This is a genomic window from Streptomyces sp. NPDC005648 (assembly GCF_040605395.1).
Lineage (GTDB): Bacteria > Actinomycetota > Actinomycetes > Streptomycetales > Streptomycetaceae > Streptomyces.
Genome location: NZ_JBEXCS010000010.1, coordinates 22954 through 48471, shown reverse-complemented (window position 1 = coordinate 48471; position 25518 = coordinate 22954). Strand labels below are relative to the sequence as shown.

Here is a 25518-nt window from a genome sequence, read left to right as displayed (position 1 = left end):
CCGTCAGCCCCGGGCCAGGATGCCGTCGATCTTGCCGGAGGCGTCCTTGAGGAGCTGGTCGATGTCGGCGTCCTTCTTGGTGAGGACGGCGGAGACGGCGGAGTCGAGGACGGAGTAGATCTGCTGGGCGTCCGGCGGCTCGATCTTCAGCTGGAGGCTGTGGTTGCCGTCGAGGAAGGCCTGGTAGTTCTCCACCGGGACATTGGCGTTGGCCTTCTTGACCTGCTGGTCCTTGGCGTCGGCGGGGCCGGTGAACAGGCGCGGTTCGGGCAGTCCGACCGGGGCGTTCGCCTTCTTGGCGCGGGCGTAGTCGCCGAGGAAGCCGGTGCCCGGGGTGAGGAACATGTGGTCGAGCCACTTGAGGCCGGCGCGGATCTGGGCGGGCGTGTCGTGCTTGTTGAACATGTAGCCGTCGCCGCCGATGAGCGTGCCCTTGCCGCCGGGCATCGGACCGAGCGCGAGGTCCTTGTAGTCTCCGCCCTTCTCCTTGACCAGGATCGGGATGTTGTCCGGGGCGGAGAGATACATGCCGAGCTTGCCCGAACCCATCATCTGCTGCACGTCGTTGATGACCAGGAGCTGCTTGCTGCCCATCGAGTCGTCACTCCAGCGCATGTCGTGCAGGTTCTGCAGGACGGCGTGGCCCTCGGGGGTGTCGATGGTGGCCTTCTTGCCGTCGGGGCCGACGACGTCCCCGCCCTGGGAGTAGAGCTCGGCGGTGAAGTGCCAACCCCCTTGGTTCTGGGCGCTGTAGTCGGCGTAGCCGACGGTGCCGTCGCCGAGGGCCGCGATCTTCTTGGCGTCGGCGCGGACCTCGTCCCAGGTCGTCGGCGGCCGGTCGGGGTCCAGGCCGGCCTTCTGGAAGAGCTTGCGGTTGTAGATCAGGCCCATGGAGTAGCCGGTGCGGGGGATGCCGTAGATCTTCCCGTCGACGGTGTAGATGTCGCGCAGCTGCTTCTGGATGGAGTCGTAGCTCTTCAACTCCTTGATGTACGGCGTGAGATCGGCCGCCTGACGGATGTCGACGACGTGCCTGGCGTCGGTGAAGTACGTGTAGAAGACGTCCTCCATCTGTCCGCCGGCGAGCTTGGCGTCGAAGGTCTTGGGGTCCTGGCAGGGGAACGCGTCGTGTGCCACGACGTCGATGTCCGGGTGCCGCTTCTCGAAGGAGGCGATGTCCTGCTCGAAGAAGCCGCGATCGACCTTGGCGCTCCTGGGCGGCTCGCAGTTGACGGTGATACGGGTCTTGCCGCTCGCCGAGCCGTCGTCACCCGACCCGCAGGCGGAGGCGGCGAGAGCGAGAGAACAGACGCTGAGCGCGGCGAACGTACGACGGAACCCGGTGCTTCTCATCGGTGGACCCCTCGTGGCAGGAGCGGTGGGCGCCGCACACTCAAGCACCGCCAATATATGTCCGCAAGATGTCGCGCAGAATCTGTAATTATTCGACAGGTGGACGAGTCTCAGGGGCGGGGAGCTTGCGCGGTGGACCCGCGTACCACCAACTCGGGCTCGAACAGCAGCTCTTCGGGCGCTACGGAACTCCCGCTGATCTGCGCGTTCAGCAGCTCCACGGCCGCCCGCCCCATGGCCTCGATGGGCTGGCGCACGGTGGTCAGCGGGGGTTCCGTGCAGTTCATGAACGCGGAGTCGTCGTATCCGACCACCGAGACCTCGGAGGGGACGGCGAGACCCTTGCGGCGGGCCGCCCTGATCGCACCGAGGGCGAGGGGGTCGCTGGCGCAGATGATGCCCGTGACACCCCGGTCGATGAGCCGGGAGGCGGCCGCGTGACCGCCTTCCAGGGAGAACATCGCGCGGGCGACATGCTCGTCGGGGAGGTCCCCGAGCGCCTGTGCGGCGGCCAGTTTCCGGGCCGACGGCATATGGTCGCCGGGGCCGAGCACCAGCCCGATCCGCTCGTGCCCGAGCGAGGCGAGATGCCGCCAGGCCTGCTCCACGGCCACCGCGTCGTCGCAGGAGACGCCCGGGAAGCCGAGGTCGTCGATGGACGCGTTGACCAGCACCACCGGGATGTTGCGCTCGGCGAGCCGCCGGTAGTGGTCGTGCGGGGCGTCGGCCTGGGCGTACAGACCGCCGGCGAAGACGACTCCGGAGACCTGCTGTTGCAGCAGCAGGTCCACGTAGTCGGCCTCGGAGACACCGCCCTTGGTCTGGGTGCACAGCACCGGCGTCAGCCCGAGCTGGGCGAGCGCCCCTCCGATGACCTCGGCGAACGCCGGGAAGATCGGGTTCTGCAGCTCGGGCAGGACGAGACCCACCAGCCGCGCGCGCTCACCGCGCAGCTGCGTGGGCCGCTCGTAGCCGAGAACGTCCAGGGCGGACAGCACCGCCTGCCGGGTGGCCTCCGAGACACCGGGCTTGCCGTTGAGCACCCGGCTGACCGTGGCCTCACTGACCCCGACCTTCTTCGCCACCTCGGCAAGTCGTCGCGTCATGAGCGCAAGAATAGCGCAAGGAACGCAAACGGCTTGCGTCGAATGGAGGGGTCAGGAGTCGGTTCCGACCGCGCTCGCCGGGTGCCGCGGCCTCACTTCAGGTGTCGGCCGTAGAACCGGTTCACGTCCTCGCCCTCGAACCAGGGGGTGCCGGTGTGCCCGCCCATATTGGCGTGCAGCGTCTTCTCCCTGGTGCCGAAGGCGTCGAACAGGTCCAGGGCACGCTGCCGGGGGTTCCCCTCGTCGTCCCACTGCAACAGCATCAGCAGCGGAACGCCGACCCGCCGGGCCTCCTCGCGCTGGGCGCGGGGTACGAAACCGCCGGCGAAGAAACCGGCGGCGGCGATACGCGGCTCGGCGACCGCGAGCCGGATACCCAGGGCCATCCAACCCGAGTACCCGACCGGACCGCCGATCCCGGGCAGTGCGAGAAGGACGTCCAGGGTGGTCCGCCATTCCGGTGCCGCGTTCGCCACCAGAGGTCCGACGAGGGACTCGAAGATCTCGTCGACCGGCTCACCCGCCTGCATGGCCCGGCGCAGGTCGGCGCGGGCCTGCTCGTCGGCTGCGGAACGGGGCCGGTCACCGCACCCGGCCGCGTCGATGGCGGCCACCGCATAGCCGTACGCCGCGGTGTGCCGGCCCCGGGCCACCAGCCGGGACTGCGACTTGGGCAGGCCGTTGTTGTGGGCCATCAGGATCAACGGGACCGGGGCGGACGCGGACGCGGGTCCAGGTGTCCACAGGGTGCCGGGGATCTCGCCGAGGGTGAACTCGCGCTCGACAACGCCGTCGTCGAGGCGCTGTTCGGAAGTGAATCGCATGGTCGTGCCTTTCGGGAGTGCACGCGGACGGCGCTCCCGGACGACCTATCGCCCGACCGTGACCCCAGAGGGGAGCACCCATGTCAGTAGTGTGTTCACGGGTACCACCTCCTCGTTCTGTCGCACGGCCCAAGGAAAAGTAGCAGCGACCGCCGGGGCACGCCAACGGCTTTTCGCGGCTGGGGCTGCGGCTAGGACTGGGGGCTGCGGCTGCGGCTGCGGCTGCGGCTGCGGCTGCGGCTGCGGCTGCGGCTGCGGCTGCGGCCGAGTCTCTGCCGGCTCGGGCCGTGTCACCCGCTCCGTTCTACCCTCGGGCCGCCCACAGACCGCGGACGTGTCCGAGGTGCCGGGTGATCACCTCGCGCACGCTCTCCTCGTCCTGTGCGAGCAGCGCGTCGAGCAGTTCGAGGTGCTCCCTGGCGGAGGCCTCCAGCTTTCCCGCCTCGGCGAGCGCGGTCAGGCCGTACAGCCGGGAGCGTTGCCTCAAGTCCCGTACCACTTCGACGAGATGGCCGTTTCCGGCCAGCGCCAGCAGTCCCAGGTGGAAGTTCAGGTCCGCCTCGACATAGGCGATCAGATCGCTCTTCGTGGCCGAGGTGACGATCTCCATGGCGATCGGCCGGAGCGCCTTGAGGTCCTCGGGGTCGGCGGTGGTCGTGAGGCCGACGGTCGTGGGGATCTCGATCAGCGACCGGATGTGGGTGTACTCGTCGAGCTGTTCCTCGGAGACCTCGGTGATCCGGAACCCCTTGTTCGGCACGATCTCCGCGAGGCCGTCCTTCACGAGCTCCAGCATCGCCTCGCGCACGGGGGTCGCGGAGACGCCGAAACGGGGCGCGAGGGACGGCGCCGAGTACACCTGGCCGGGGCGCAGCTCACCGCTGATGAGCGCGGCCCGCAGCACATCCACCAACCGCTCCCGGAAGTTGGGCTTCCTGCCGCCGAGATGGGGCAGAGCCGGTCGGTCGTGCACGGCCATGTGATCGTCCTCCTTGGGGTCACCGGACATTATCGGGTCGCCTACAGGACGAATCCTGCGGGGAAGGGGTCGTCGGGGTCGAGGAGGTACTGGGCGGTGCCGGTGATCCAGGCGCGGCCCGTGAAGCTGGGCAGGACGGCGGGGCGGCCGGCGACCTCGGTGGTGCCGAGGAGACGCCCGGTGAAGCGGGTGCCGATGAACGACTCGTTCACGAACTCGGTGTTCAGGGGCAGTTCGCCCCGAGCGTGCAGCTGGGCCATGCGGGCACTGGTGCCGGTACCGCAGGGTGAGCGGTCGAACCAGCCCGGGTGGATCGCCATCGCGTGGCGTGAATGGCGGGCGGTGGAGCCGGGGGCGTAGAGGTGCACGTGATGGCAGCCGCGGATGGTGGGGTCCTCGGGGTGAACGGGCTCGTCCTGGGCGTTGATCGCGTCCATGAGGTCGAGGGCCGCGGCGAGGATCTCGTTCTTGTGGGAGCGGTCGAACGGGAGGTCGAGCTGGTCGATGGGGAGGATGGCGTAGAAGTTGCCGCCGTATGCCATGTCATATACCACTGACCGATCAGACACCTTCACCGTCCGGTCCAGACCGACCGAGAACGACGGCACGTTCCGCAGCGTCACCGCCTTCGCCGCCCCGCCCTCCACCGCCACCTCGGCGACGACCAGCCCGGCCGGGGTGTCCAGCCGGATCGTGGTGACCGGTTCCACGACCTCGACCATCCCGGTCTCCACCAGCACCGTCGCCACGCCGATCGTGCCGTGGCCGCACATCGGGAGATAGCCGGAGACCTCGATGTAGACCACGCCCCAGTCGCAGTCGTCCCGGGTCGGCGGCTGGAGGATCGCGCCGCTCATCGCGGAGTGGCCGCGCGGCTCGTTCATCAGCAACTGCTTGATGTGGTCGCGGTGTTCACGGAAGTACAGGCGCCGCTCGTTCATGGTCGCGCCCGGGATGGTGCCGATCCCGCCGGTGATCACACGGGTGGGCATGCCCTCGGTGTGCGAATCGACGGCGTGCAGGACGATTGCGCTGCGCATGGACTCTCTCCCCTAGGCCAGGCCGGCGGCGACGGCGTTCTCGGTGGCCGTACGGACCGCGCTCTCCTGCTCGGGCAGCAACGGGACCCGCGGCGGTCGCACCGGGCCGCCATGACGGCCGACGAGATCCATGGACAACTTGATGGCCTGCACGAACTCGACCTTGGAGTCCCAGCGCAGCAACGGGTGCAGTTGCTCGTACAGCTTCTTCGCGGTGGCGAGATCGCCGTCGACCGCGGCGTGGTACAGCTCGGCACTCGCGGCGGGCAGCGCGTTCGGGTAGCCGGCCACCCAGCCCTTGGCGCCCGCGATGGCCAGTTCGAGCAGAACGTCGTCGGCACCGATCAACAGGTCGAGTTCCGGGGCCAGTTCGGCGAGCTGGTACGCGCGGCGCACATCTCCGGAGAACTCCTTGACGGCGTGGATGTAACCCTCCCCGTGCAGCTTGGCGAGAAGCTCCGGCACGAGGTCGACCTTGGTGTCGATCGGGTTGTTGTACGCCACCACCGGTACGCCCGCCTCGGCGACCTCGGCGTAGTGGGCGAGGACCGAACGCTCGTCGGCGCGGTAGGCGTTGGGCGGCAGCAGCATCACCGAGGCGCAGCCCGCGTCCCGGGCCCGCTCGGCCCAGCGCCGCGACTCGGCTGAGCCGTAGGCCGCGACACCCGGCATCACGCGCGCGCCGCCGATCGCGGCGACGGCCGTGTCGACCACCCTGGCCCGCTCCTCGGGGGTGAGCACCTGGTACTCGCCGAGCGAGCCGTTGGGGACGACACCGTCGCAGCCGTTCTCGACCAGCCAAGCACAGTGTTCGGCGTACTTGTCGTAGTTCACGGAGAGGTCGTCGTTCAGCGGGAGCGCGGTGGCGACGAGAATGCCGCGCCAGGGGCGGTGGCCGGTGGCAGTCATGACAGTTTCCCCTTCAATAATATGTGACATATCACTGAGCACTTTCCTCACCGGCCCGGGCCAGCACCCCCAACGGCACAGGCCGCGCGAACGGCCGTCGCGAGGCCGTGAGTTCGCACCCCGCGAGTCCCGCGACCGCGGGTCCGCACATTCGGCCCTGGCACCAGCCCATGCCGGCCCGGGTCAGCAGCTTCACCGTGCGCAGGTCGCCCGCGCCCAGTTCGCCCGCGGCTTCCCGGACGGCGCCGGCGGTGACCTCCTCGCACCGGCAGATCACGGTGTCGTCGGCGACCTGCTCGGTCCAGTGCGCGGGCGGCCGGTACACCTGGTCGAGCGCTGTCGCGAACTGCCTCAGTCTCGTACGGGACTTGGCGGCCGAGGCCCACTCTCCCGGGTCGGGTTCGGTGCCCGCCAGGCGGGCCGCGGCGGAGTTGCCCGCGATGTGGCCCTCGGCGAGTGCGAGGGCCGAGCCGCCGATGCCGGTGGCCTCTCCCGCCGCCCAGACGCCGGGGACGTCGGTGCGCTGTTCCTCGTCGACGCGGACATGTGTGCCGTCGAGCCGGCAGCCGAGGCTCTCCGCGAGGTCGGTGTGGGCGAGCATGCCGTGGCTCACGGCGAGGGTGTCGCAGGGGATACGGCGCCCGGTGCCGGGGCGGACCCGGCCCTCCGCGTCGAGCGCGGCGACGGTCACGGCCTCCACGCGGTCGGTGCCGTGCGCCTCGACGACGGTGTGGTGGTAGAGCGTGCGCGTCCGGCGTCGTAGCAACTGGCCTGTGTACAGGGCGGCTTCGCCGAGCTTGGCCGGGTGGGCGGCCAGGGTGCCGGTCTGCCGCAGGAAGGCGCCGGGGGCGGCGGACTCGACGAGTGCGGCGATGTCCACTCCGGCCGCGGCGAGTCCGGTGGCGACCGGCAGGAGCAGGGGGCCGGTCCCGGCGACCACGGCGGTCCGGCCGGGAACCGTGAGGGTTCCCTTGAGCATGGCCTGGGCGCCGCCCGCGGTGAGGACGCCCGGGAGGGTCCAGCCGGGGAAGGGCAGCACCTGTTCGTAGCCGCCGGTGGCGAGGAGCACGGCGTCGGCGTGGACGGTGGCCGGGTCCTCCTGTTCGGGGCCGAGCAGCGCGTGCACGGCGAACTTCTGGGTGAGCCGCTCGACGAACCAGATGTGATGCTCCGTCAAGTGCCGTACGGTGCCTGCCTTCACGTGGCCGCGCAGACCGTCCCTCAGGCGTTCCCAGGTCTGCCACTGGTGGTGCAGGGCCTGGGGCCGGTGTGCGTGGAGTTCGGTGGCGGGCTGCCGGTAGAACTGTCCGCCGGCCTCCACCGCCGAGTCGATGAGCGTGACGCGGATTCCGTGCGCGGCGGCCGCCGAGGTGGCGGCGAGGCCCGCCGGTCCGGCGCCGATCACGGCGAGGTGCGGTCGGTCAGTCATCGTGGCCGGTCCCCTCCTGTGTGCGGATCGCATCACCCGGGGCCACCGGTACCAGGCAGGCCCGTTGGTTGGGGCGGCCGTTGACGGTGACCAGGCAGTCGAAGCAGACGCCGATGCCGCAGAAGATCCCGCGCGGGCGGCCCTCGCCCCGGGTGCCCCGCCAGGAGGTGACGCCGGCCGTCCAGAGCGCGGCGGCGACGGTCTGGCCCGGCAGGGCTTCGATCTCCCGGCCGTCCAGGGTGACCGTGAAGGCGGGGCCCGGGCGGGCGTCGGCCAGGTCGAGCGGCGAACTCATGCGGCCTCCTCGGTGAAGCGGTCGGGGCGGAAGGGGGTCAGGTCCAGGTCGGGGGTTTTGGCGGTCAGCACCTGGGCGATGAGGTGGCCGGTGCCGGTGGACAGTCCGATGCCGGCACCCTCGTGGCCGCAGGCGTGGAAGAGGCCGGGGACGCGGGGGTCGGGGCCGATGGCGGGCAGGTGGTCGGGCATGTACGGGCGGAAGCCGACGTAGGAGCGGAGGGCGTGGACGTCGGCGAGGAAGGGGAACAGCCGGGTCGCGCCCGCCGCGAGTGCCCGCAGGGCCGGCAGCGAGAAGGACCGGTCGAAGCCGACGCGTTCACGGCTGGCGCCGATCAGGACGGGTCCGGCCGCCGTGCCTTCCACCACGGGTGAGGTCTGCAGGGCGGCGGAGTCGCTGGCGACGTCGGCCACGTAGTCGGCGGCGTACACCTTGTGCCGGACCATCCGTGGCAGGGGTTCGGTGACGAGGACGTAGCCGCGTCTGGGGAGGACCGGCAGGGTGGTGCCGGCGAGTGCGGCGAGGTCGCCGCCCCAGGTGCCGGCGGCGTTGACGAGGGCCGGTGCGTGGATGTCGCCCCGGTCGGTGCGGACACCGAGGACCGTCCCCTCGGGGCTGCGCGGTACGGCCGTCACGGTCCTGCCGGTGAACAGGCGGGCGCCCGAGGCCCGCAGCAGGCGTGCGGCGGCGAGGGCGGGCATGACCTGGCTGTCCTGCGGATAGTGGACGCCGCCCGGCAGGCCCGGGGCGAGGTGGGGTTCGAGGCCGTAGAGGGCGTCGCCGGCCACTGGTTCGGCGCTGACGCCGGCGGCGCGCTGCTCGGCGGCGAGGCGTTCCAGTGCGGTGAGGCTGCCGGGCGAAGTCGCCACCACTACGCCGCCTTTGGCCTCGTACTCGATCGACTGCCCGTGTTCCTGGGCGAGTTCGGTCCACAGGCGGCCGGAGAGCAGGGCGAGGTCGAGTTCGGGTCCTGGTTCCTTGTCGGAGACGAGGAGGTTGCCCTCCCCCGCTCCGGTGGTGCCGCCGGCCACCGGGCCGCGGTCCACCACGATGACGTCGAGGCCCGCGCGAGCGGCGTAGAGGGCGCAGGCGGCGCCTACCATGCCTGCTCCGACGACGACGACATCGCAGGTCAGTCGCTGACTCACGTCAGTACTATGTCACATACCACTGTGCCTGGAAATGGTTCGCGGGCCCCGATGCCCCCCCACCACCCGGTTCACCCCCTCCCACCCGCCCCCCGAAGCCGCATCCGCCGAGTACCGTGGCGGGACCTACGTCGACTATCTCTGCTCGGACGGGTACAGCCTCACGCTCTCGGCCCCGGTCGAGGTGGAGACCGTTTCGCGGGGATGGCCGCGGCCGACGACTATCTGTGCCACTTCGAGACGGCCCGTGCTCCCGCTCCTGCGTCAACTGCCCGGCCCCGCCCACCTGGTGAACGCGCGCGGGCGTGGGGCGGCGTCCGCGGACCCGGCTCATCTCGCCGGCTCGCTCACCAAGGGCCCTGGCTTCGCGGCCGTACCGGAAGAGGGTGGCGCCACCCGCTTCCACGGCACCCGGCTGATCCCCTGCCGGGGCGTCCCCCTGGTGCTGGTGATCTCCGCTGCTGACGAGGCACCGTCGGCGACCTGAACGCCGGCGGGGCCCGGTCAGACCTCGCCGGCCGGCACCACCCTCAGGTGGGCGCCCGCGAGCCGTGTCCCGCGGGCGCGCGGCCGGTCGCGGCGCGCCTCCCGCAACACCAGCGTCAACCGCGTGTACCCCATGTCCTGCAAGGTCCTCGGCGTCTCGTCCACGAGCCGGCACTCGGTCGCGCCCCAGCGCGGATCGGGATGGACCACGGACCGTACGGCCCCGTCGTGCACGACGGCCCGCTCCCCCATCGCCCGGATCCAGTGCGGCAGACCCTGCCGGTAGGCGGCCTCCATGATCGGGTCCTGGGCGATGTCGCGCCGGATGGCCTGCAGCGCGTGGTCGTGTCCGTACCGCTCCACGGCGGTGGCGAAGTGGGCGAGCAGGGGCAGGCACCAACTCGACTCGTGCTCGCCCAGGACCGAGCCGGCGTCCGGGTGGAAGAGCACGAAACGCAGGAAGTTCTGAGAAGGCATGGCCGTCGGGTGCGGGCCGACCCCGGCGAAAAGTGACGCGAAAGCGCTGTTGGAGAGGACCACGTCCCAGCGGTGGTCGATCACGACGGACGGGAACGGAACGGCCTCCAGAAGGGTGGCGTAGTCCCGCAGATACGCAAGATTGGCCTGGTCCTCCGGACTCGCGGGGACGGGCTGCGGTGCCGGCCGCTGCCCTCCTGCCTGATACGCCATCGGGAGGTCACCCCTCTTGCCTCTGCGGCCTTCACGCGGCGCCTTGATCCTGCGGCCCGGACGCGAGTCGTGTCAACTATCGTGGCATTTCATGCCGGTTGACGGCTGAAACTGGCCACAGTTGTGGCGAGACCTGGATGTGAGTTCGAACCACCCGGTAATGTCCGTCGAGTTCACGGCAACGGCTTGTGAGAAGCCTGTGAGAAACGTAGGAGATCTGTCGGTGACGGATGGCTTCGAGAGTCCGGGCACCACGACGACGTCCCACGCCCTGTCGGCCGTCGTCGCACGCGTCACCGCGCTCGCCGACCGCCTCGGCATCGCGCAGACGGAGATCTTCGACATCCGCCGCCTCTCCGTCACTTCGGGCGTCCCCGAACCGGTTGTGAGGGCGCTTCTGACCGGCCGCCCGGCGGGCGAACCCGACGTCCAGGCCCGCTTTCTGCAGCGCCTGGACCTGCTGCGCCGCACCCGTCTGAAGCCCAACGGCCGCAAGTACACCCAGCAGGAGATCGCGGACGGCGCGGGCATGTCCCGCCAGCAGGCCGGCGCGCTGATCAACGGCGACCGCCGCCCCACCATGGAGCACTGCGACGCCATCCAGCGCTTCTTCCGGGTCCATGCGGGCTTCCTCACGGCCGAGGACCCCGAGGCCCTCACCCACACCCTGCAGAGCACCGAGCAGGAGCTCCTCCAGAGACTCGCCGAACGCGAGGAGTCGACGGCCCCGGCCGACGACCCCCTGGAGAAGCTGCTGCAGGACCACGGCGTCCGGGGCATCGCCTGGCGGGCCGCCCAGCTCCCCACCGACCAGCACCGCGACAAGGTGGCCGAGTGGCTGGACATGCTCCTGGAGAGCGTCAAGCGACCCGAGAAGTGACCCGGGGGAGGACTGTGGCCATCGCCAGGGAAATGCGCCGCCTGTGCGGCGAGTTGATCTCGGAACTGACCCTCCCGGCCCCCGCGGCCCCCATGGACCTCTACGGCGCCCTGTGCGAGGCGATGAGCCGCCGCCGCGGCCGCCCGGTCCACTTCCGTACGGCGGCCTTCCCGGCCGGCACGGCGAGCGGGCTCTGGCTCGACATGGCCGACCAGGATCTCGTCGTCGTGGAGGAACGCACCGCCCCCGACCACCAGTTGGTGATCCTCGGGCACGAGCTCTGGCACATGCAGGCCGGTCACGGCACCCACCATGTGGAGGGCGCCAAGGTCGCGGCCCGGCTCCTGCGGGACACCACCGACCTCCAGGCCACGGTCCGCAAGGTGGCCGCCCGCAGCCACTCCGACCTGGCCGACGAGCAGGAAGCGGAGACCTTCGGTCTGCTCCTGGCCAGCAAGTGCCGTACCTGGTTGGCCGGTTCGGGGGCCCGGGGCCCGATCCAGCGCGACCACCTCGCCGGCCGTATCGAGGCCTCCCTCGGCTATCTGGGCCCCCAGAGCTGACGCGCCCCTGCCGCCCGCCGCAGCCTCAGGTGGCGCTGCGCTCGCTGGCCTCCCGCAGCTCCAGCTCCCTGCCCCGGCTCGCCGTACCGCCCGGGCGCCCCTCCAGCAGCAGCTCCCGCCAGTGCTCCCGGCTCCAGTGCGCCGGGTCGGTGGTGCCCGTGAACTCCTCGACCAACGACACGAACCGCCCCGGGTCGCTGTGGAACGGGAAGTGCCCGGCGCCCTCGAAGATCTCCAGCCGGCTTCCCGGCATGGCCTCGTGCGCCCCGTAGGCGTGCCGCACCGGTACCACGCTGTCCCGGTCGCCCCACAGCAGCATGGTCGGCATGCCTTCCGTCAGGTAGCAGCGGTCCAGCATGGTCACGACCTGTCCGCGCCAGTCCACGACGGCCCGCAGGGTGCGGATGAACGCGTTGCGGGAGGTCTCGTCCGGCAGGGCGTCCACCAGGTTGACCAACTCGGCGGCGTCCTGACCGAGGTCGGTGTCCAGGAACTTCATCAGGCCCACCGCCAGCCCCACTTGCAACCGCATTCCCGGCAGCCGGAGCCCGGACAGCATCAGATGGGCGCCCGGCAGCGACACCAGCCGCAGCACGGGATTCACCTCCCGCCCCACCCCACCCGCGCTGACCAGGATCAACCGCTCGGTCCGCTCGGGGAACTGATAGGCGAACTGCATCGCCACACCGCCGCCCAGCGAGTGCCCGACCAGGGTCGCCGACTCGATGCCGAGCGTGGTGAGCAGGTCCCGGACGCCGTTGGCGTACGCGGCGACCGAGTAGTCGGCACGCGGCTTGTCCGAGGCGCCGTGGCCGAGGAGGTCGGGGGCGATCACCGTGTGGGTGCGGGCCAGGTCGGGGATGAGCTCGGCCCAGGTCGCCGAGGAGTCGCCGATGCCGTGTATCAGGACGAGGGCGGGGCCCTCGCCGGCCATGCGGAACGCACGCCGGTAGCCGTGCACCACGCGGTACCGCAACTCCAGTTCACCTTCGCCGACCGGGCGCAGCCGTACGGCGCGCACCGGGCGCCGGTGCGGGACATCGACCACGCAAGCCTCCCGTTCCCTGGCCACCCGGGGGTGACCGAAAGCCCTTGTCCTCCAGCGTAGAACCGCTTTCCCACAAGGGATTTCGAGGACGTTTCGCCTCCGCTAAGCGAGCGAACCGGAATGTGCCCGGACCCGATTGTCAGTGGGGCACGGCAAGCTGGAGTCGCGCACTCACACAGGGTGCGGGACCGAGGACGCCGACACGGGGAGAGCCGACGATGCCCACTGCCGTACTGACCGACCGCGAGCGCACCGCCGTACAGGCCTACCTGCGGCTGTTGCACACCGTACGAGCCGCCTTCGACGGTCCGCCCGGCGAGGCGCGACCACCCGTGGTGCCGCCCTCCGTGCTGGCCGAGGCGGAACAGGCCCTGGCGGCCGCCGGGCTGACGGGGAACGAGGAGGAGTTCTTCCGGCTGCTGCAGGCCTGGTGCCCGGAGCCATGACGGCCGGCGCCGGCCGTCGGCGGTTCACACCGTGTCGTGCGGCACCGTGACCGCCGACGCCACGAGCCCCCGCTGGACGGTCCAGCGGCCCTCGAACCGGCTGAGGCGCCGTCCCCCGACCACTGGCCCGGGGACGAGGAGTTCTGCCCGGAAACCGCCGCTGAACCGCGCGCCCGGGTCGGTCAGGACCTCGATGTCGGCCTCGGCGAAGTCCAGCCAGCGGCCGGTGAGGGGGAACCACGCCTTGTAGACCGACTCCTTGGCGCTGAACAGGAGGCGGTCCCAGTGCACGGCGGGCCGGTCGGCCGCCAGGCGGCGCAGCCGGGCGGCCTCGGCCGGCAGGGCCACGGCGTCGAGGACGCCCTCGGGGAGCGGGCTGTGGGGTTCGGCGTCGATCCCGAGGGAGGCGAGGTCGGTGGCGCGGACCAGGGCGGCGGCGCAGTAGCCGTCGCAGTGGGTCATGCTGCCGACGAGCCCGGGGGGCCAGCCGGGGGCGCCACGTTCGCCGGGGAGCAGGGGCTGCGGGGGTACGCCGAGCTTGTCCATGGCGCGGCGGGCACAGGCGCGTACGAGGGCGAACTCGCGGCGGCGCTTCGGCACGGCCTGCGCGACGACCGCTGCCTCCTCGGGGTACAGCGGCGCGGGCTCGGTGCCGTCATCCCCATGCACCTCGACGGCGACGACACCCGCCGGCAACAACTCCTCGATCACCGACCCGACCTCCCTCACCCAGCCCCACGCACCACAACAGCTCCAGCTCCAGCTCAGCTCCAGCGAGCGATCCAACCCGACGGCCATCATCCCGCGCCGTCGGTTCCGGATCCCGGGCCGGGGCGGATCCCGGGCGGGGGCGGCTCAGGCGTCGGCGGTCTCCCGGGGGAGGATCCTCCGCAGTCTGCCCGGGTCGACCGGTCGTTTCTTCCACTCGCGGGGATAGCCGACCGACACCTCCTCGAAGCGGACGCCCTGGTGCCAGGTGGTCCGGGGGATGTGGAGGTGGCCGTAGACCATCGTCTCGACGCGGAAGCGGTGGTGCCAGTCGGCGGTGCGTTCGGTGCCGCACCACATGGCGAACTCGGGGTGCCAGAGGACGTCACAGGGGTGACGGTCGAGGGGGTAGTGGTTGACGAGGACCGTGGGGAGGTCGGCGGGAAGCGCGGCGAGCCGCTCCTCGGTCTCGGCCACCCGGGCCCGGCACCAGGCCTCACGGCTGGGATAGGGGTCGGGATGGAGCAGGTACTCGTCGTTGCAGACGATGCCGGTGCCGTGCGCGTACTGAAGCCCCTCGGCCTTGGTGGCGCAGCCGGCCGGCAGGAACGAGTAGTCGTAGAGGAGGAAGAGCGGTGCCACGGCGACCGGGCCGCCGGGGCCGTCCCAGACGGGGTACGGGTCCTCGGGGGTCGTGACGCCGAGGTCACGGCACATCTCGACCAGGTGCTCGTAGCGGGCGACCCCGCGCAGGGTGACCGGGTCGCTGGGGTGGGTCCACAGCTCGTGGTTGCCGGGTGCCCAGATCACCCGGGCGAAGCGGCTCGCCAGGGTCTTCAGCGCCCAGCGGATGTCGGCGACGTTCTCCGAGACGTCGCCGGCGACGAGCAGCCAGTCCTCGTCGCTCCCCGGCCGCATCCCCTCGACCAGGGCCCGGTTCTCGGGATATCCGATGTGCAGATCACTGATGGCCAGCAGCTGTCCGGCACCCCCGGCCGTCGACGTCACCTCGCGCCCCCTCCACTCGGAGGGACCACGACAACACATTCACTGCGTCCCGACAAGGCGGCGCCCGGACCGTGACACCGGTCCTGTCCAGGCAACTCCTGGTTCCGGTGGGCATGATCGGCAAATCCGTAACACGTACGTTGCACGCGCGGCCCCTTGAAAGCCGTATGATCGCCCCAACACCACCGCTACGAATTTCCCTTCACAGGGGCGGTTTGGTGACCCTCCAACTCCCTTGCCCGGGCACGGGCTGCTCAGCCCTGCCCGCGAACCGTGAAAGGACGGCCCTGCATGGTCTCTCGCGTACGCGTCTGGCTCAACCGCACGTACGCGGAGAACGTGTTCTTCATGGATCAGCTGCGGCGAAATCCCAGCGATCGGGCGGTCGAGATCCATGCGACGCACGGCGACGCCGACTCCCCCGTACTGGCCGCCGCCGACACGGCGGAGCTGGAGCCGGAGGGCCTGTCCCCGGCCGCGTACGTCGAGTACGCGCTCGACCAGTGCCAGCGCCGCGGCATCGACGTCTTCGTGCCCCGGCTGCACCAGTCGGCGATCGTGGCGCACCGCGCGGACTTCGAGGCGGTCGGTACGGCGCTGCTCGCGCCGCCCCCGGAGGCGGTCGCCGTCTTCGAGGACAAGGTGATCGCGTACGAGGCCGTACAGGCGATCGGGGTGCCGGTGCCGACGTGGTGGCGGGTGCGCGGTGCCGATGAACTCGTGGCCGCCGTCGAGGAGTTGGAGGCCGCCGGGCACAAGGCGTGCTTCAAGCCGGCGTCCGGTGCGGGCGGGGTGGGCTTCCGTGTGATCACGCGCGCCCCCTTCTCGATGGTTCACCTCAACGGGTTCCCGAGCCCCTACGTGCCCCTCGACACGGTGGTGGAGGTGCTGAAGCAGGCCGACGAGCCGGTCGACTGGATCGTGATGCCCCGCCTGGAGCAGCCGGAGGTGTCGGTGGACTGCCTCACCGGGCCGGACAACCGGGTGCGGCTGGCGATCGGGCGGACCAAGAACGGGCGTCGGCGCGGGTTCACGCTGCACGAGCAGTGGCTGGAGCCGGCGCGGCGGCTCGCCGAGGGGTTCGGGCTGCACTACCTCTCCAACATCCAGTTCCGGATGTTCGGGGACGAGCCGGTGCTGATGGATGTGAACACCCGGCCCGCGGGCGGGCTGCACCAGCTGTCGCTCTGCGGGGTCAACGCCCCTTGGGCCGCTGTGCAGTTGGCGCTGGGTGAGGATCCCGGGGAGATGACGCCGCCGTTCCTCGGGCAGGACTACACGGTGGTGTCGGGGCCGCGGCCGCTGCGTGCGGTTTCCCTGCCGGCGCAGCGTGTCGAGGAGACGACCGAGCCCCTGCTGCCCGCGGTGCCCGCGCCCGTGGAGGCCGTCGAGGTCGCGGCGGAGGCACTGCCGCTCTAGGCCGTCGGCCCGTTCACCGGTATGGACCAATTCCGTCGTTCTCCTTGACAGCGGGATTGGTCCATACCAACTTGGTTGCGCACCCCCTCTGTGCCGCTCTCCGCACAGTTCTGCACTCCCGAACACCCCCATCACTCAGGGAGATCGCGTGCGCAACACACTGAGACGTTCCAGACGTCGGCTTCTCGCTCTCCTCGGTTCCGCCGCTCTCGCGCTCGCCGGAGCCATCGCCCTTCCGGGTACCGCTCAGGCGGCCAACATCCTGACCAATCCCGGTTTCGAGTCGGGGAGTCTGTCTCCCTGGTCGTGCACCGGGAATCTCGGTTCGATCGTCTCCTCACCCGTGCACGGCGGTTCCAAAGCCCTGAAGGGCGCGGTGACCGACAGCGACAACGCGCAGTGCACGCAGACGGTGTCCGTGCAGCCCAACACCGCCTACAACCTGACCGGTTGGGTGCGCGGCAGCTATGTGTACCTGGGGGTGAACGGCGGCGCCTCGAACTGGACCACCTCCCCGTCGGCGTACAGCCAGCTGTCCGTGTCGTTCACCACGGGGGCCTCGCAGACCAGTGCCACGATCTATGTGCACGGCTGGTACGCCCAAGGGGCCTACTATGCCGACGACATCAGCCTCGACGGGCCCGGTGGCGGCGGTGGCGGGTCCGACACCCAGGCGCCGACCGCGCCCACCGGCCTGACCTCCACCGGCAAGACCTCCTCGAGTGTGTCGCTGTCGTGGAACGCGTCGTCGGACAACGTGGGTGTCACGGCGTACGACATCTACAGCGGCGCGAACAACGTGCTGAGCGTGTCGGGGACTTCGGCCACCGTCAGCGGGCTGTCGCCGAGCACGGCCTACACCTTCACGGTGAAAGCGCGGGACGCGGCGGGCAACACCTCCGGGGCCTCCAACTCCGTGTCCGTGACGACCGACGCGGGCACCGGTGGCGGGAGCGGGTTCAAGCAGGCCGCGCCCTATCTGTACGAGGGCTGGGGCGATCCGCCGAGTCCGAGCACCGTGATGAGCGCCACCGGCGTCAAGTGGTTCACGATGGCCTTCGTGCTGGACTCCGGTGGCTGCACGCCCGCCTGGGACGGCAGCCGGGCACTGACCGGCGGGGTCGACCAGAGCGCCATCAACCAGATCCGTTCGGCCGGCGGTGACATCGTGCCGTCGTTCGGCGGCTGGCAGGGCAGCAAGCTCGGTGCCAACTGCTCCTCCGCGAGCGCCCTCGCCGGGGCCATCCAGAAGGTGATCGACGCCTATGGGCTCAAGGCCGTCGACATGGACATCGAGAACACGGACGAGTTCGAGAACGAGGCCGTGCAGGCGAGGATCCTGACCGCCCTGAAGACCGTCAAGGCCAACAACCCCGGCCTGCGGACGATCGTCACCTTCGGTACGTCGACCACCGGGCCCACGTACTACGGCAACCGGCTGATCGAGCAGGCCCAGTCGCTCGGCGCCAACATCGACGTCTTCACGATCATGCCGTTCGACTTCGGCGGCGGCTCGGACATGTACGGCAACACCGTGAACGCGGCGGAGGGTCTGAAGGCCAAGCTGAAGTCGACGTTCGGGTGGGACGACTCCACCGCGTACTCCCACATCGGCATCTCCGGCATGAACGGCCTGTCCGACCAGCAGGAGAACACCACCCCGGCGATCTGGACCCAGATCAAGGACTGGGCCAACAGCCATCACATCGCCCGTCTCGCCTTCTGGTCGGTCAACCGTGACCGGCCCTGCCCCGGCGGCGGAGTGGTGAGCAACTGCTCCGGCATCAGCCAGAACAACTGGCAGTTCACCTCCATCACGGCCGGTTTCACCGGCTGACGACGGCTGGAAGCAGGGCTGGCGCCCCGGCCCCCGCGGCGGGAAGAATCTTTCCCCGCCGCGGGGGCTTTCCCGTGGCGGGGCGTGACGGCGGAATCGGGGGCTGCTCAGGGGTGAGAAGAAGCATCGCTGCCTGTGGGTGTCTGCTGCTCCTTCTGGCCGCCTGCGGGGTGCCCGGCGGCGAGAAGAGCGTGGGGCCGGGGCTGAGCCAGGCCGACTTGCGGGCCTCGATCGTCAACGACAGGAAGCAGCTCTTCGACGGCTCCCTCGCCTACACCCCTTCCGTCTCGGTGCCCGTCGGTGGCAGCCTGCGGTTCGACGTCCTCCTCACCGCGCGGGGCGAGAAGTCGCGGCACGCCGCGCGGGCCGCCGTTCCGACGCGGGTCTTCCGGGTGGGCGGGATGCAAGGCGCCATGCTGACGCCGTACAGCCGGGAGGTGAGGACGGTGATGCTGTCCGAGGCGAGGCAGCCCATCGTCCGGCCGGGCGAATCAGCGCTGTGGGAGTGGAGCGTGTCCGCCGACGAGCCGGGCGACTACGACCTCGGCCTCACCGTCATCACGTACCAGGGCGAGACGGACCGCGCCCTGGAGACGCTCAACCCGCCGATCGACGTGCGCCTGAAAGTGCGCGACACCTGGTCCCACCGCTTCGCCTCGATGCAGGACTGGCTGTTCACGGCGGCGGGCATCGCCGGCGCCCTGGCGGGGATCTACGCGCTCCGGACTCCCCTGGCCGACCTCGTGCGAGGACGGCGGGAAGCCCGGAGCCGACGTGAGGAGAGCCGGGACGGCTACCTGTGACGGGTCGTCAGAAGCGGCCCGCGCCCCGGTACAGCTCCAGCTCCCCCTCCAGCTCCACGGCCAGCACCGTGGCGTGGGGGTCGAGGTCCGCCTCCCCGGGCGGGTCGATCCACAGCACGCCGACCGCCTCGTGCAGTCCGCCCACGACCCGGTGGCCGAGCTCGGTGCCGGTGCCCAGGACCGTTACCCTGCGGACCTTCGTGGCCAGGCCCCGGACGCCGATCTCGGCGCGCGGGACGTCGAACAGGGTGAGATAGAGGGTCCGGCGGTCGGCGGAGAGGGTGCTGGGGCCGTAGTGGTGCCCGGCCGGCAGGCCCCGCACCGTGCCGTACACCGCGTCCGCGTGTCTGCGGATCCACTCCCCCAGGCCCTCCAGCCGCTCGACCTGCGGCTGCGGGATGGTGCCGTCCTCCATGGGGCCGACGTCGAGAAGGAGGTTGCCGCCTCCGCCGATCGTCTCCGTGAAGTAACGGATCAGCTGGGCAAGAGACTTGTGGTTGTGGTCACGGTGCTGGTAACCCCAGGAGTCGTTGATCGTCAGGCACAGCTCCCAGGGACCGTCCGGCGGCACGATCGGCGCGCCCTGCTCCGGCGTCGCGTAGTCGCCCTCGCTGAGCATGCGGGCGTTGAAGACGACATGCGGCACGTACGAGCGGATGAGCGCGGCGAGTTCGGGGATGCGCCACTGCTCCTCGCTGCGGTCCCACTCGCCGTCGAACCACATCAGGTCGGGGCGGTAGCGGGAGGCCAGTTCGGTGATCTGGCCGTCCCGGTAGGCGATGAACCGTTCCCAGGCCGCCAGGTCCTCGTCCTCGGCGGCCACCTCGGAGTAGCGGTTGTCCTCCTGCTCCGGCGGGCGGCCCGGCTTGCGGGTGGAGGCGTAGTCGGGGTGGTTCCAGTCGGAGTGGGAGTAGTAGAAGCCGACCTTGAGGTCCTTCTCGCGCAGGGCCTCGGCGTAGGGGCCGAGGTAGTCCTTGCCGAGGTTCAGGTCGCCGTACTCCGTGTCCCACAGGGCCACGCCGTCGTGGTGACGGCTCGTCAGGACGGCGTACTTCGCCCCGGCGCGGGCGAACAGGTCCGCCCACGCACGGGGGTCGTATCGCGCGCCGGTGAACCGCTCCAGCTGGGACATGTACTGGTCGTGCGGCACGATGTCGTCGTAGAACGACCAGGACTCCTGGACACCGTCGACGGCGTAGATGCCCCAGTGGACGAAGATCCCCAACTTGGCGTCGGCGAACCACGGTTGCATGGGCATCGGGTCAGGCCCTCCGCAGCCGGAGCGTGAGGATCTGGAAGGGGCGGAGCGAGACGGTGACCTGACCCCCCGTCACCTCGACGTCCTTCAGGGGGCGTTCGAGCAGGTCGGTCACCTGGGCGCCCGCGAGCGGGAAGCCGGTGCGCAGGACTCCGGTCGCCCGGCCGCCACCCGACTCGTAGAGGCGCACGACGACGTCACCGCTCTCGTCGTCGGCCAGCTTCACGGCCTCGACGGTGACGCCCGCGCCGTCCACCGAGACGACCGGCTCCGGCGCGCCCGCCGAATCGGCCACCCGCAGCGGGAGGTTGAGGGCGTAGCCCTCGGCGACGGCGTCCTCGATGCTCGCGCCGGGCAGCAGCGAGTAGGTGATGCGGTGACGGCCCTGGTCGGCGCCCGGGTCCGGGACACGCGGGGCGCGGACCAGGCTGAGGCTGACCCTGGTCGTCGTACCGCCGTCCTCGCGGACCGTACGGGAGACGTCGTGGCCGTAGGTGGAGTCGTTGATGATCGCGACACCGTAGCCGGGCTCGGCGACATGGACCCAGCGGTGGCCGGAGACCTCGAAACGGGCCGCCTCCCAGCTGGTGTTGGTGTGGGTGGGCCGCTGGATGTGGCCGAACTGGATCTCGGCGGAGGAGTGCGGGGCACGGATGTCGACCGGGAAGCCCGCCTTGAGGAACTTCTCCGCCTCGTGCCAGTCGATGTCCGTCTCGAAGTCGATCCGGGGGCTGCCGGCGCGCAGCGTGATCGTCTGGACGATCTTCGAGCCCTTGCCGAAGGAGCGGGTGACCCGGATCGAGCCGAGCAGCGGGTCCTCGTCGACGACCGTGACGGAGTCGGTGTCCAGCAGGTCCGTGTAGCGGTTCTTGTAGTGCTTGTCGACGTCCCAGGCGTCCCAGTAGTTGGGGAGGTCGGTGTGCAGGCGGAGCAGGTTGCCCGCCTCGGCGAGGACCTCGCGGCCCCCGGCGCGCAGGTCGCGGACGGAGGCGAGGGTGCCGTCCTCGGCGACCTCGACGCGCACCAGGCCGTTGTCGAGCACGCGGCCGCCGACCGTGACGGGGGCCGGGGGTTCGGCCGCCGCGACCGGCGCGCTGCCGCCTGCCGGTACCTCGACGAACGTCGGGAAGCCCGTCGCCGTGCGGATGACCTCGGCGCGGTCGAAGGGGCTGGTGTTGAACACCCGGGTGCCGCCCGTGCCCAGCGCGGCGACCGCCTCGGCGGTCAGCGCCTCCAGTTCCTCGGCCACGCGCGCGTATTCGGCCTCGGCCTCGCGGTGCACCCAGGCGATGGAGGAGCCCGGCAGGATGTCGTGGAACTGGTGCAGCAGGACCGTCTTCCAGAGGCGGTCCAGCTTCTCGTACGGGTAGGCGTAGTCCGGCGCGTGCAGGGCGGCCGTCGTCGCCCACAACTCGGCCTCGCGCAGCTTGTGTTCGCTGCGCCGGTTGCCCTGCTTGGTGCGGGCCTGGGAGGTGTAGGTGGCGCGGTGCAGCTCCAGGTAGAGCTCGCCGACCCAGACCGGGGCGTCGGGGTACTCCTCGCGGGCCTTGGCGAAGAACTCGTCCGGGTGCTCGACGACGACCTTCGGCGAACCCTCCAGGTCGGCGAGCCTGCGGGCGCGTTCCATGATCTCGCGGGTGGGGCCGCCACCGCCGTCGCCCCAGCCGAAGGGGGCCAGCGAGCGGGTGGCGTTGCCCTTCTCGGCGTAGTTGCGGACCGCGCGGGACATCTCCTCGCCGCTGAAGCGGGCGTTGTAGGTGTCGACCGGCGGGAAGTGGGTGAAGATGCGGGTGCCGTCGATGCCCTCCCACCAGAAGGTGTGGTGGGGGAAGGTGTTGGTCTGGTTCCAGGAGATCTTCTGGGTGAGGAACCACTCGTTGCCGGCGAGCTTGGCGAGCTGCGGGTAGGCCGCGTTGTAGCCGAAGGAGTCCGGCAGCCAGACGCCCTTGGTCTCGATGCCGAAGTGCTCGATGAAGAACCGCTTGCCGTGGACCAGCTGGCGGGCGATGGCCTCGCCGCCGGGCAGGTTGCCGTCGGACTCGACCCACATGCCGCCGACCGGCGCCCACTGGCCCTTCTTCACGGACTCCTGGATGCGGGCCCACACGTGCGGGTAGTTGTCGCGCACCCACTCGTACTGCTGGGCCTGCGAGCAGGCGAAGACGAACTCCTCGTACTCGTCGGCCAGGGAGGTGACGTTGGAGAAGGTGCGGGAGGTCTTGCGCTTGGTCTCGCGGATGGGCCACAGCCACGCCGAGTCGATGTGCGCGTGGCCGACGCCGGAGACGATGTGGGCGCTGGCGTTGGCGGGCTTGGCGAGCACCGGCTTGAGTGCCTCGCGCACGGCGGTGGCGGAGCCGGAGACGTCGTCGAGGTCCAGCAGGTCCAGGGAGCGGTCGAGGGCGTGCAGGATCTCGTGCCGGCGCGGGTCGTGCTCGCCGAGCTCGACCATCAGCTCGCGCAGCACCTGCAGGTCGAGGTCGAGGTGCCAGACCTCCTCGTCGAGGACGGCGAGGTCGGCGCGCTGGAAGGTGTACAGGGGCTTGTCGCCGGCGGTCAGGACGTCGCCCAGCGGGGTCGGCGCGGCGAAGTTGTTTGCCAGGATGTCCGGGTTGGAGGCCGCCTCGACCAGGTAGTCGATCTGTTCGCCGCCGGCGGCGGGGTTGGCGATCGGCACGTACTGGTTGAGCGGGTTGACCGCCTTCAGGGGGCGCCCGTCGGGCAGGTGGACCAGGGCCTCGGCCTGGTTGCCCGGCCAGTCGCCGACGAAGCCGAGGTCGATGACCGCCTCGACCCGCCTGCCCGCCCACTCGGCGGGCACCCGGCCGTTCATCCGGAACCAGGTCGTGCCCCACGGCGGGCCCCAGGGGGTGTCCATCGCGAAGGGCTCGTAGCGGGCGGACGCGGCCTCCTCGAAGGGGACCGGCTCGCCCGGCGCCTGCCAGGCCTCGACCGTCAGCGGGACGGTGGCGGCGTAGATCGCGGGCTTGATGCGCTGGGTGTGGAGGCGTTCGGCGCGCTCCTCGATCCGGCGGCGTTCGTCGTGCATGAGAGGTCTCCAGAGAGGGCGGGGCAAGCGGGTGGAAAGCGCTTTCCGGCAGAAGACTACTTGAGGTATGCCAGACCAGGGTGGACCGAGGTGTACCCCTCGACCAGTCGTCGGGCCACGTTCACCGAGTCGACCAGCGGGTGCAGCGCGAACGCCTTCACGGCCGTGGTCCGGGACCCGGACTCGGCGGCGGCGAGCACCTCGCGCTCGACGGCCTTGACCGCGCAGACCAGGCCGGTGGCGTGGTCGGGCAGCGGGGCCACGGAGACCGGGTGGGCGCCGTTGGCGTCGACCAGGCAGGGCACCTCGATGACCGCGTCGGTGTCGAGCACCGAGAGCGTGGTGCGGTTGCGGACGTTGAGGATCAGGGTGGTGCGCTCGTCTCGGGCGATGGCCCGCATCAGGGCGAGGGCGACCTTCTCGTAGCCGCCCGAGAGGTCGTCGGCGTCGCGCTCGCCGGCGCCGGCGCTCTCCCGGTTCTCGGCCATGTACGTCGCCTCGCGCTCGGCGCGGGTGCGGTCCCAGGCGGCCAGGGCGCGCGCGTCGGGGGCGCGCATCTCCTCGTAGAAGTGGGCCTGCTGGTCGCGCAGGAACGCGCCGCGGGTCTTCTCGGCCTGCTGGTAGGCGCGGACGGCCTCGCGGTTGAAGTAGTAGTAGTGCAGGTACTCGTTCGGGATCGCGCCGAGGGACTGGAGCCAGTCGGCGCCGAAGAGCTTGCCCTCCTCGAAGGAGCCGAGCAGGTCGGGGTCGGCGAGCAGCCGGGGCAGCTCGTCGCGGCCGGCGATGTGCAGCCCGCGCACCCAGCCGAGGTGGTTGAGGCCGACGTAGTCGATCCAGGCCTCCTTGGGGTTGCCGCCCAGCACCCGGGCGATACGGCGGCCGAGGCCGACCGGGGAGTCGCAGATGCCGATGACGCGGTCGCCGAGGTGGCGGGACATGGCCTCGGTGACCAGGCCGGCCGGGTTGGTGAAGTTGATGACCCAGGCGTCGGGGGCGAGCCGGGCCACCCGCCGGGCGATGTCCACGGCGACCGGGACGGTTCTGAGGCCGTAGGCGATGCCGCCCGCGCCGACCGTCTCCTGGCCGAGGACGCCCTCGGCCAGGGCCACGCGCTCGTCGTTCGCCCTGCCCTCCAGGCCGCCGACGCGGATGGCCGAGAAGACGAAGTCGGCGCCGCGCAGGGCCTCGTCCAGGTCGGTCGTCGCGGTCACCTCGGGGGCGTCGGCCACTCGCGCGGCCTGCTCGGCGAGGACCCGGGTCACCGCGGACAGCCGTCCGGCGTCCAGGTCGTGCAGGACGACCTCGGTGACCCGGCCCTCGCCTCTGTCGCCCAGGAGCGCCCCGTACACGAGCGGCACCCGGAACCCGCCGCCGCCCAGAATCGTCAGCTTCACTCTCGTACCTTTCCTGCCTCGACCACCTCGACGCCCGCCTCCTCCAGGGAGGAGCGGGTCGCCGGGTCGGCCGGGGCGTTCGTGACCACCACGTCCAGGTCCTCGGGACCACAGACCTTCGCCATGCCCGTACCCGGGAACTTGGCGGCGTCGGCGAGCAGGACGACCTTGTCGCTGGCCTTGATCATGGCCCGCTTCACCGGCACCTCGACGACCGTCGTGTCCATCACCTGCCCACCCGGGCGCACTCCACTGGTGCCGAGGAAGAGCCAGTCGGCGTGGAGCTGGCGCAGGTTGTCCTCGGTGAGGAAGCCGACCAGGGAGCGGTACTCGCGGCGGAGCATGCCGCCGAGCAGCACCAGTTCGATGCCCTCGTCGTCGGCGAGCTCCTCGTAGACCACCAGGTTGCTGGTGATCACCGTGAGGCGGCGGCCGTGCAGCTGGCGGGCGAGCCGGAAGGCCGTGGTGCCGATGTCGAGCAGGACGGACTGGCCGTCGCTCACCATCGCCGCGGCCCGCTCGGCTATCGCGTCCTTCTCCGTCACGCGCACCTCGGCGACCTCGGCGAAGGGCTGATCGCCCTCGTCCGCGACGGCGCCGCCGTGCACGCGCGTGAGCAGCCCGTCCTCCTCGAGCTTGACCAGGTCGCGCCTGATCGTGGCCGGGCTCACACCCAGCTGCTCGGAGAGGTCGGTCACAGCCGCGGGGCCACCGGAGCGCAGGGCCCGCAGGATGAGTTGGTGTCGTCGTTCTGCCAGCACGGCGTGCACACTACTCGTCATCTTCAATCATTTCCATGCTCAGTTCTGCTCGGGTATTGACCAATCTCGTGGATCAGCGCACGAT

At 70.8% G+C, this 25518-nt stretch carries 23 protein-coding genes and 1 pseudogene; 7 read left to right on the top strand and 17 right to left on the bottom strand.

Going from position 1 to position 25518, the window contains the following annotated elements; translation table 11 throughout:
- Positions 1-3: 3 nt before the first annotated feature.
- The 9 genes from ABZT17_RS08245 to ABZT17_RS08205 form a co-directional block, all read right to left on the bottom strand.
- Positions 4-1353 (bottom strand): extracellular solute-binding protein, encoded by a 1350-nt coding sequence (locus ABZT17_RS08245; protein WP_356345243.1) that lies wholly within the window; start codon positions 1351-1353, stop codon positions 4-6.
- Positions 1354-1463: 110 nt separating this feature from the next.
- A complete protein-coding gene (locus ABZT17_RS08240) occupies positions 1464-2459 on the bottom strand; it encodes a LacI family DNA-binding transcriptional regulator (RefSeq protein ID WP_356345241.1) in 996 nt (331 codons plus the stop codon).
- Positions 2460-2551: 92 nt separating this feature from the next.
- Complete coding sequence (locus ABZT17_RS08235; RefSeq protein WP_356345238.1) at positions 2552-3283, bottom strand: alpha/beta hydrolase; 732 nt, start codon at positions 3281-3283, stop codon at positions 2552-2554.
- 304 nt (positions 3284-3587) lie between these two features.
- Positions 3588-4262, bottom strand: a complete 675-nt coding sequence (locus ABZT17_RS08230) for a GntR family transcriptional regulator (RefSeq protein WP_356345236.1) — start codon at positions 4260-4262, stop codon at positions 3588-3590.
- A 41-nt stretch (positions 4263-4303) separates the two neighbouring features.
- On the bottom strand, positions 4304-5302 hold the full coding sequence (locus ABZT17_RS08225) for a proline racemase family protein (RefSeq protein WP_356345233.1): 999 nt from the start codon (positions 5300-5302) through the stop codon (positions 4304-4306).
- A gap of 12 nt (positions 5303-5314) precedes the next feature.
- Complete coding sequence (locus ABZT17_RS08220; protein ID WP_356345230.1) at positions 5315-6211, bottom strand: dihydrodipicolinate synthase family protein; 897 nt, start codon at positions 6209-6211, stop codon at positions 5315-5317.
- A gap of 31 nt (positions 6212-6242) precedes the next feature.
- A complete protein-coding gene (locus ABZT17_RS08215; RefSeq protein WP_356345227.1) occupies positions 6243-7640 on the bottom strand; it encodes an FAD-dependent oxidoreductase in 1398 nt (465 codons plus the stop codon).
- The gene (locus tag ABZT17_RS08210) at positions 7633-7935 is read right to left on the bottom strand and encodes a (2Fe-2S)-binding protein (RefSeq protein ID WP_356345226.1); all 303 of its coding nucleotides are present in this window, start codon (positions 7933-7935) and stop codon (positions 7633-7635) included. The genes ABZT17_RS08215 and ABZT17_RS08210 overlap by 8 nt, the downstream gene beginning before the upstream one ends.
- On the bottom strand, positions 7932-9083 hold the full coding sequence (locus ABZT17_RS08205; protein WP_356345225.1) for an FAD-binding oxidoreductase: 1152 nt from the start codon (positions 9081-9083) through the stop codon (positions 7932-7934). Before ABZT17_RS08205 ends, ABZT17_RS08210 begins: the two co-directional genes overlap by 4 nt.
- Positions 9084-9204: 121 nt before the next feature.
- Between ABZT17_RS08205 and ABZT17_RS08200 the strand changes: the two are divergent.
- Positions 9205-9570: pseudogene (locus ABZT17_RS08200) on the top strand (hypothetical protein); the annotation flags it as partial.
- Between the two features lie 17 nt (positions 9571-9587).
- On the opposite strand, the gene ABZT17_RS08195 reads toward ABZT17_RS08200, so the two are convergent.
- A complete protein-coding gene (locus ABZT17_RS08195) occupies positions 9588-10259 on the bottom strand; it encodes a hypothetical protein (RefSeq protein WP_356345223.1) in 672 nt (223 codons plus the stop codon).
- 223 nt (positions 10260-10482) lie between these two features.
- On the opposite strand from ABZT17_RS08195, the gene ABZT17_RS08190 reads away from it, so the two are divergent.
- A complete protein-coding gene (locus ABZT17_RS08190) occupies positions 10483-11139 on the top strand; it encodes a helix-turn-helix transcriptional regulator (protein ID WP_356345220.1) in 657 nt (218 codons plus the stop codon).
- A 32-nt stretch (positions 11140-11171) separates the two neighbouring features.
- Entirely contained in the window at positions 11172-11702 is a 531-nt protein-coding gene (locus ABZT17_RS08185) for a toxin-antitoxin system, toxin component (protein WP_356345492.1), read from the top strand.
- Positions 11703-11727: 25 nt separating this feature from the next.
- Here ABZT17_RS08185 and ABZT17_RS08180 read toward each other — a convergent pair whose 3' ends face one another.
- Entirely contained in the window at positions 11728-12750 is a 1023-nt protein-coding gene (locus ABZT17_RS08180) for an alpha/beta hydrolase (protein WP_356345216.1), read from the bottom strand.
- Between the two features lie 218 nt (positions 12751-12968).
- On the opposite strand from ABZT17_RS08180, the gene ABZT17_RS08175 reads away from it, so the two are divergent.
- Positions 12969-13196, top strand: coding sequence for a hypothetical protein (locus ABZT17_RS08175; protein ID WP_356345214.1), 228 nt, complete (start codon positions 12969-12971; stop codon positions 13194-13196).
- Positions 13197-13220: 24 nt separating this feature from the next.
- On the opposite strand, the gene ABZT17_RS08170 is transcribed toward ABZT17_RS08175, so the two are convergent.
- Positions 13221-13907 carry a 4'-phosphopantetheinyl transferase superfamily protein gene (locus ABZT17_RS08170; RefSeq protein ID WP_356345490.1) on the bottom strand — a complete coding sequence of 229 codons (687 nt, stop codon included), beginning with the start codon at positions 13905-13907 and terminating at the stop codon, positions 13221-13223.
- A 144-nt stretch (positions 13908-14051) separates the two neighbouring features.
- Positions 14052-14912: a metallophosphoesterase gene (locus tag ABZT17_RS08165; RefSeq protein ID WP_356345211.1), complete on the bottom strand. Its 861-nt coding sequence runs from the start codon at positions 14910-14912 to the stop codon at positions 14052-14054.
- 291 nt (positions 14913-15203) lie between these two features.
- On the opposite strand from ABZT17_RS08165, the gene ABZT17_RS08160 reads away from it, so the two are divergent.
- The 3 genes from ABZT17_RS08160 (at position 15204) to ABZT17_RS08150 (ending at position 18971) form a co-directional block, all read left to right on the top strand.
- Positions 15204-16331: an ATP-grasp domain-containing protein gene (locus tag ABZT17_RS08160; protein ID WP_356345208.1), complete on the top strand. Its 1128-nt coding sequence runs from the start codon at positions 15204-15206 to the stop codon at positions 16329-16331.
- A 148-nt stretch (positions 16332-16479) separates the two neighbouring features.
- Positions 16480-18168 carry a carbohydrate binding domain-containing protein gene (locus ABZT17_RS08155; protein ID WP_356345206.1) on the top strand — a complete coding sequence of 563 codons (1689 nt, stop codon included), beginning with the start codon at positions 16480-16482 and terminating at the stop codon, positions 18166-18168.
- Positions 18169-18281: 113 nt separating this feature from the next.
- Positions 18282-18971, top strand: coding sequence for a hypothetical protein (locus ABZT17_RS08150; protein ID WP_356345204.1), 690 nt, complete (start codon positions 18282-18284; stop codon positions 18969-18971).
- 7 nt (positions 18972-18978) lie between these two features.
- Here ABZT17_RS08150 and ABZT17_RS08145 read toward each other — a convergent pair whose 3' ends face one another.
- The 4 genes from ABZT17_RS08145 to ABZT17_RS08130 are packed head-to-tail and all read right to left on the bottom strand — an operon-like array spanning position 18979 to position 25433.
- Entirely contained in the window at positions 18979-20229 is a 1251-nt protein-coding gene (locus ABZT17_RS08145) for an alpha-L-fucosidase (protein ID WP_356345201.1), read from the bottom strand.
- A gap of 4 nt (positions 20230-20233) precedes the next feature.
- The gene (locus ABZT17_RS08140; protein ID WP_356345199.1) at positions 20234-23278 is read right to left on the bottom strand and encodes a glycoside hydrolase family 38 C-terminal domain-containing protein; all 3045 of its coding nucleotides are present in this window, start codon (positions 23276-23278) and stop codon (positions 20234-20236) included.
- 56 nt (positions 23279-23334) lie between these two features.
- Positions 23335-24672 (bottom strand): 6-phospho-beta-glucosidase, encoded by a 1338-nt coding sequence (locus ABZT17_RS08135; protein ID WP_356345196.1) that lies wholly within the window; start codon positions 24670-24672, stop codon positions 23335-23337.
- Entirely contained in the window at positions 24669-25433 is a 765-nt protein-coding gene (locus ABZT17_RS08130) for a DeoR/GlpR family DNA-binding transcription regulator (RefSeq protein WP_356345488.1), read from the bottom strand. The genes ABZT17_RS08135 and ABZT17_RS08130 overlap by 4 nt, the downstream gene beginning before the upstream one ends.
- Positions 25434-25518: the final 85 nt, after the last annotated feature.

Coding starts and splice junctions, on each gene's coding strand:
- ABZT17_RS08245 (WP_356345243.1), bottom strand. CDS start 1,353: ATGAGAAGCACCGGGTTCCGTCGTACGTTCGCCGCGCTCAGCGTCTGT.
- ABZT17_RS08240 (WP_356345241.1), bottom strand. CDS start 2,459: ATGACGCGACGACTTGCCGAGGTGGCGAAGAAGGTCGGGGTCAGTGAG.
- ABZT17_RS08235 (WP_356345238.1), bottom strand. CDS start 3,283: ATGCGATTCACTTCCGAACAGCGCCTCGACGACGGCGTTGTCGAGCGC.
- ABZT17_RS08230 (WP_356345236.1), bottom strand. CDS start 4,262: ATGGCCGTGCACGACCGACCGGCTCTGCCCCATCTCGGCGGCAGGAAG.
- ABZT17_RS08225 (WP_356345233.1), bottom strand. CDS start 5,302: ATGCGCAGCGCAATCGTCCTGCACGCCGTCGATTCGCACACCGAGGGC.
- ABZT17_RS08220 (WP_356345230.1), bottom strand. CDS start 6,211: ATGACTGCCACCGGCCACCGCCCCTGGCGCGGCATTCTCGTCGCCACC.
- ABZT17_RS08215 (WP_356345227.1), bottom strand. CDS start 7,640: ATGACTGACCGACCGCACCTCGCCGTGATCGGCGCCGGACCGGCGGGC.
- ABZT17_RS08210 (WP_356345226.1), bottom strand. CDS start 7,935: ATGAGTTCGCCGCTCGACCTGGCCGACGCCCGCCCGGGCCCCGCCTTC.
- ABZT17_RS08195 (WP_356345223.1), bottom strand. CDS start 10,259: ATGGCGTATCAGGCAGGAGGGCAGCGGCCGGCACCGCAGCCCGTCCCC.
- ABZT17_RS08185 (WP_356345492.1), top strand. CDS start 11,172: ATGCGCCGCCTGTGCGGCGAGTTGATCTCGGAACTGACCCTCCCGGCC.
- ABZT17_RS08175 (WP_356345214.1), top strand. CDS start 12,969: ATGCCCACTGCCGTACTGACCGACCGCGAGCGCACCGCCGTACAGGCC.
- ABZT17_RS08160 (WP_356345208.1), top strand. CDS start 15,204: ATGGTCTCTCGCGTACGCGTCTGGCTCAACCGCACGTACGCGGAGAAC.
- ABZT17_RS08145 (WP_356345201.1), bottom strand. CDS start 20,229: ATGCCCATGCAACCGTGGTTCGCCGACGCCAAGTTGGGGATCTTCGTC.
- ABZT17_RS08140 (WP_356345199.1), bottom strand. CDS start 23,278: ATGCACGACGAACGCCGCCGGATCGAGGAGCGCGCCGAACGCCTCCAC.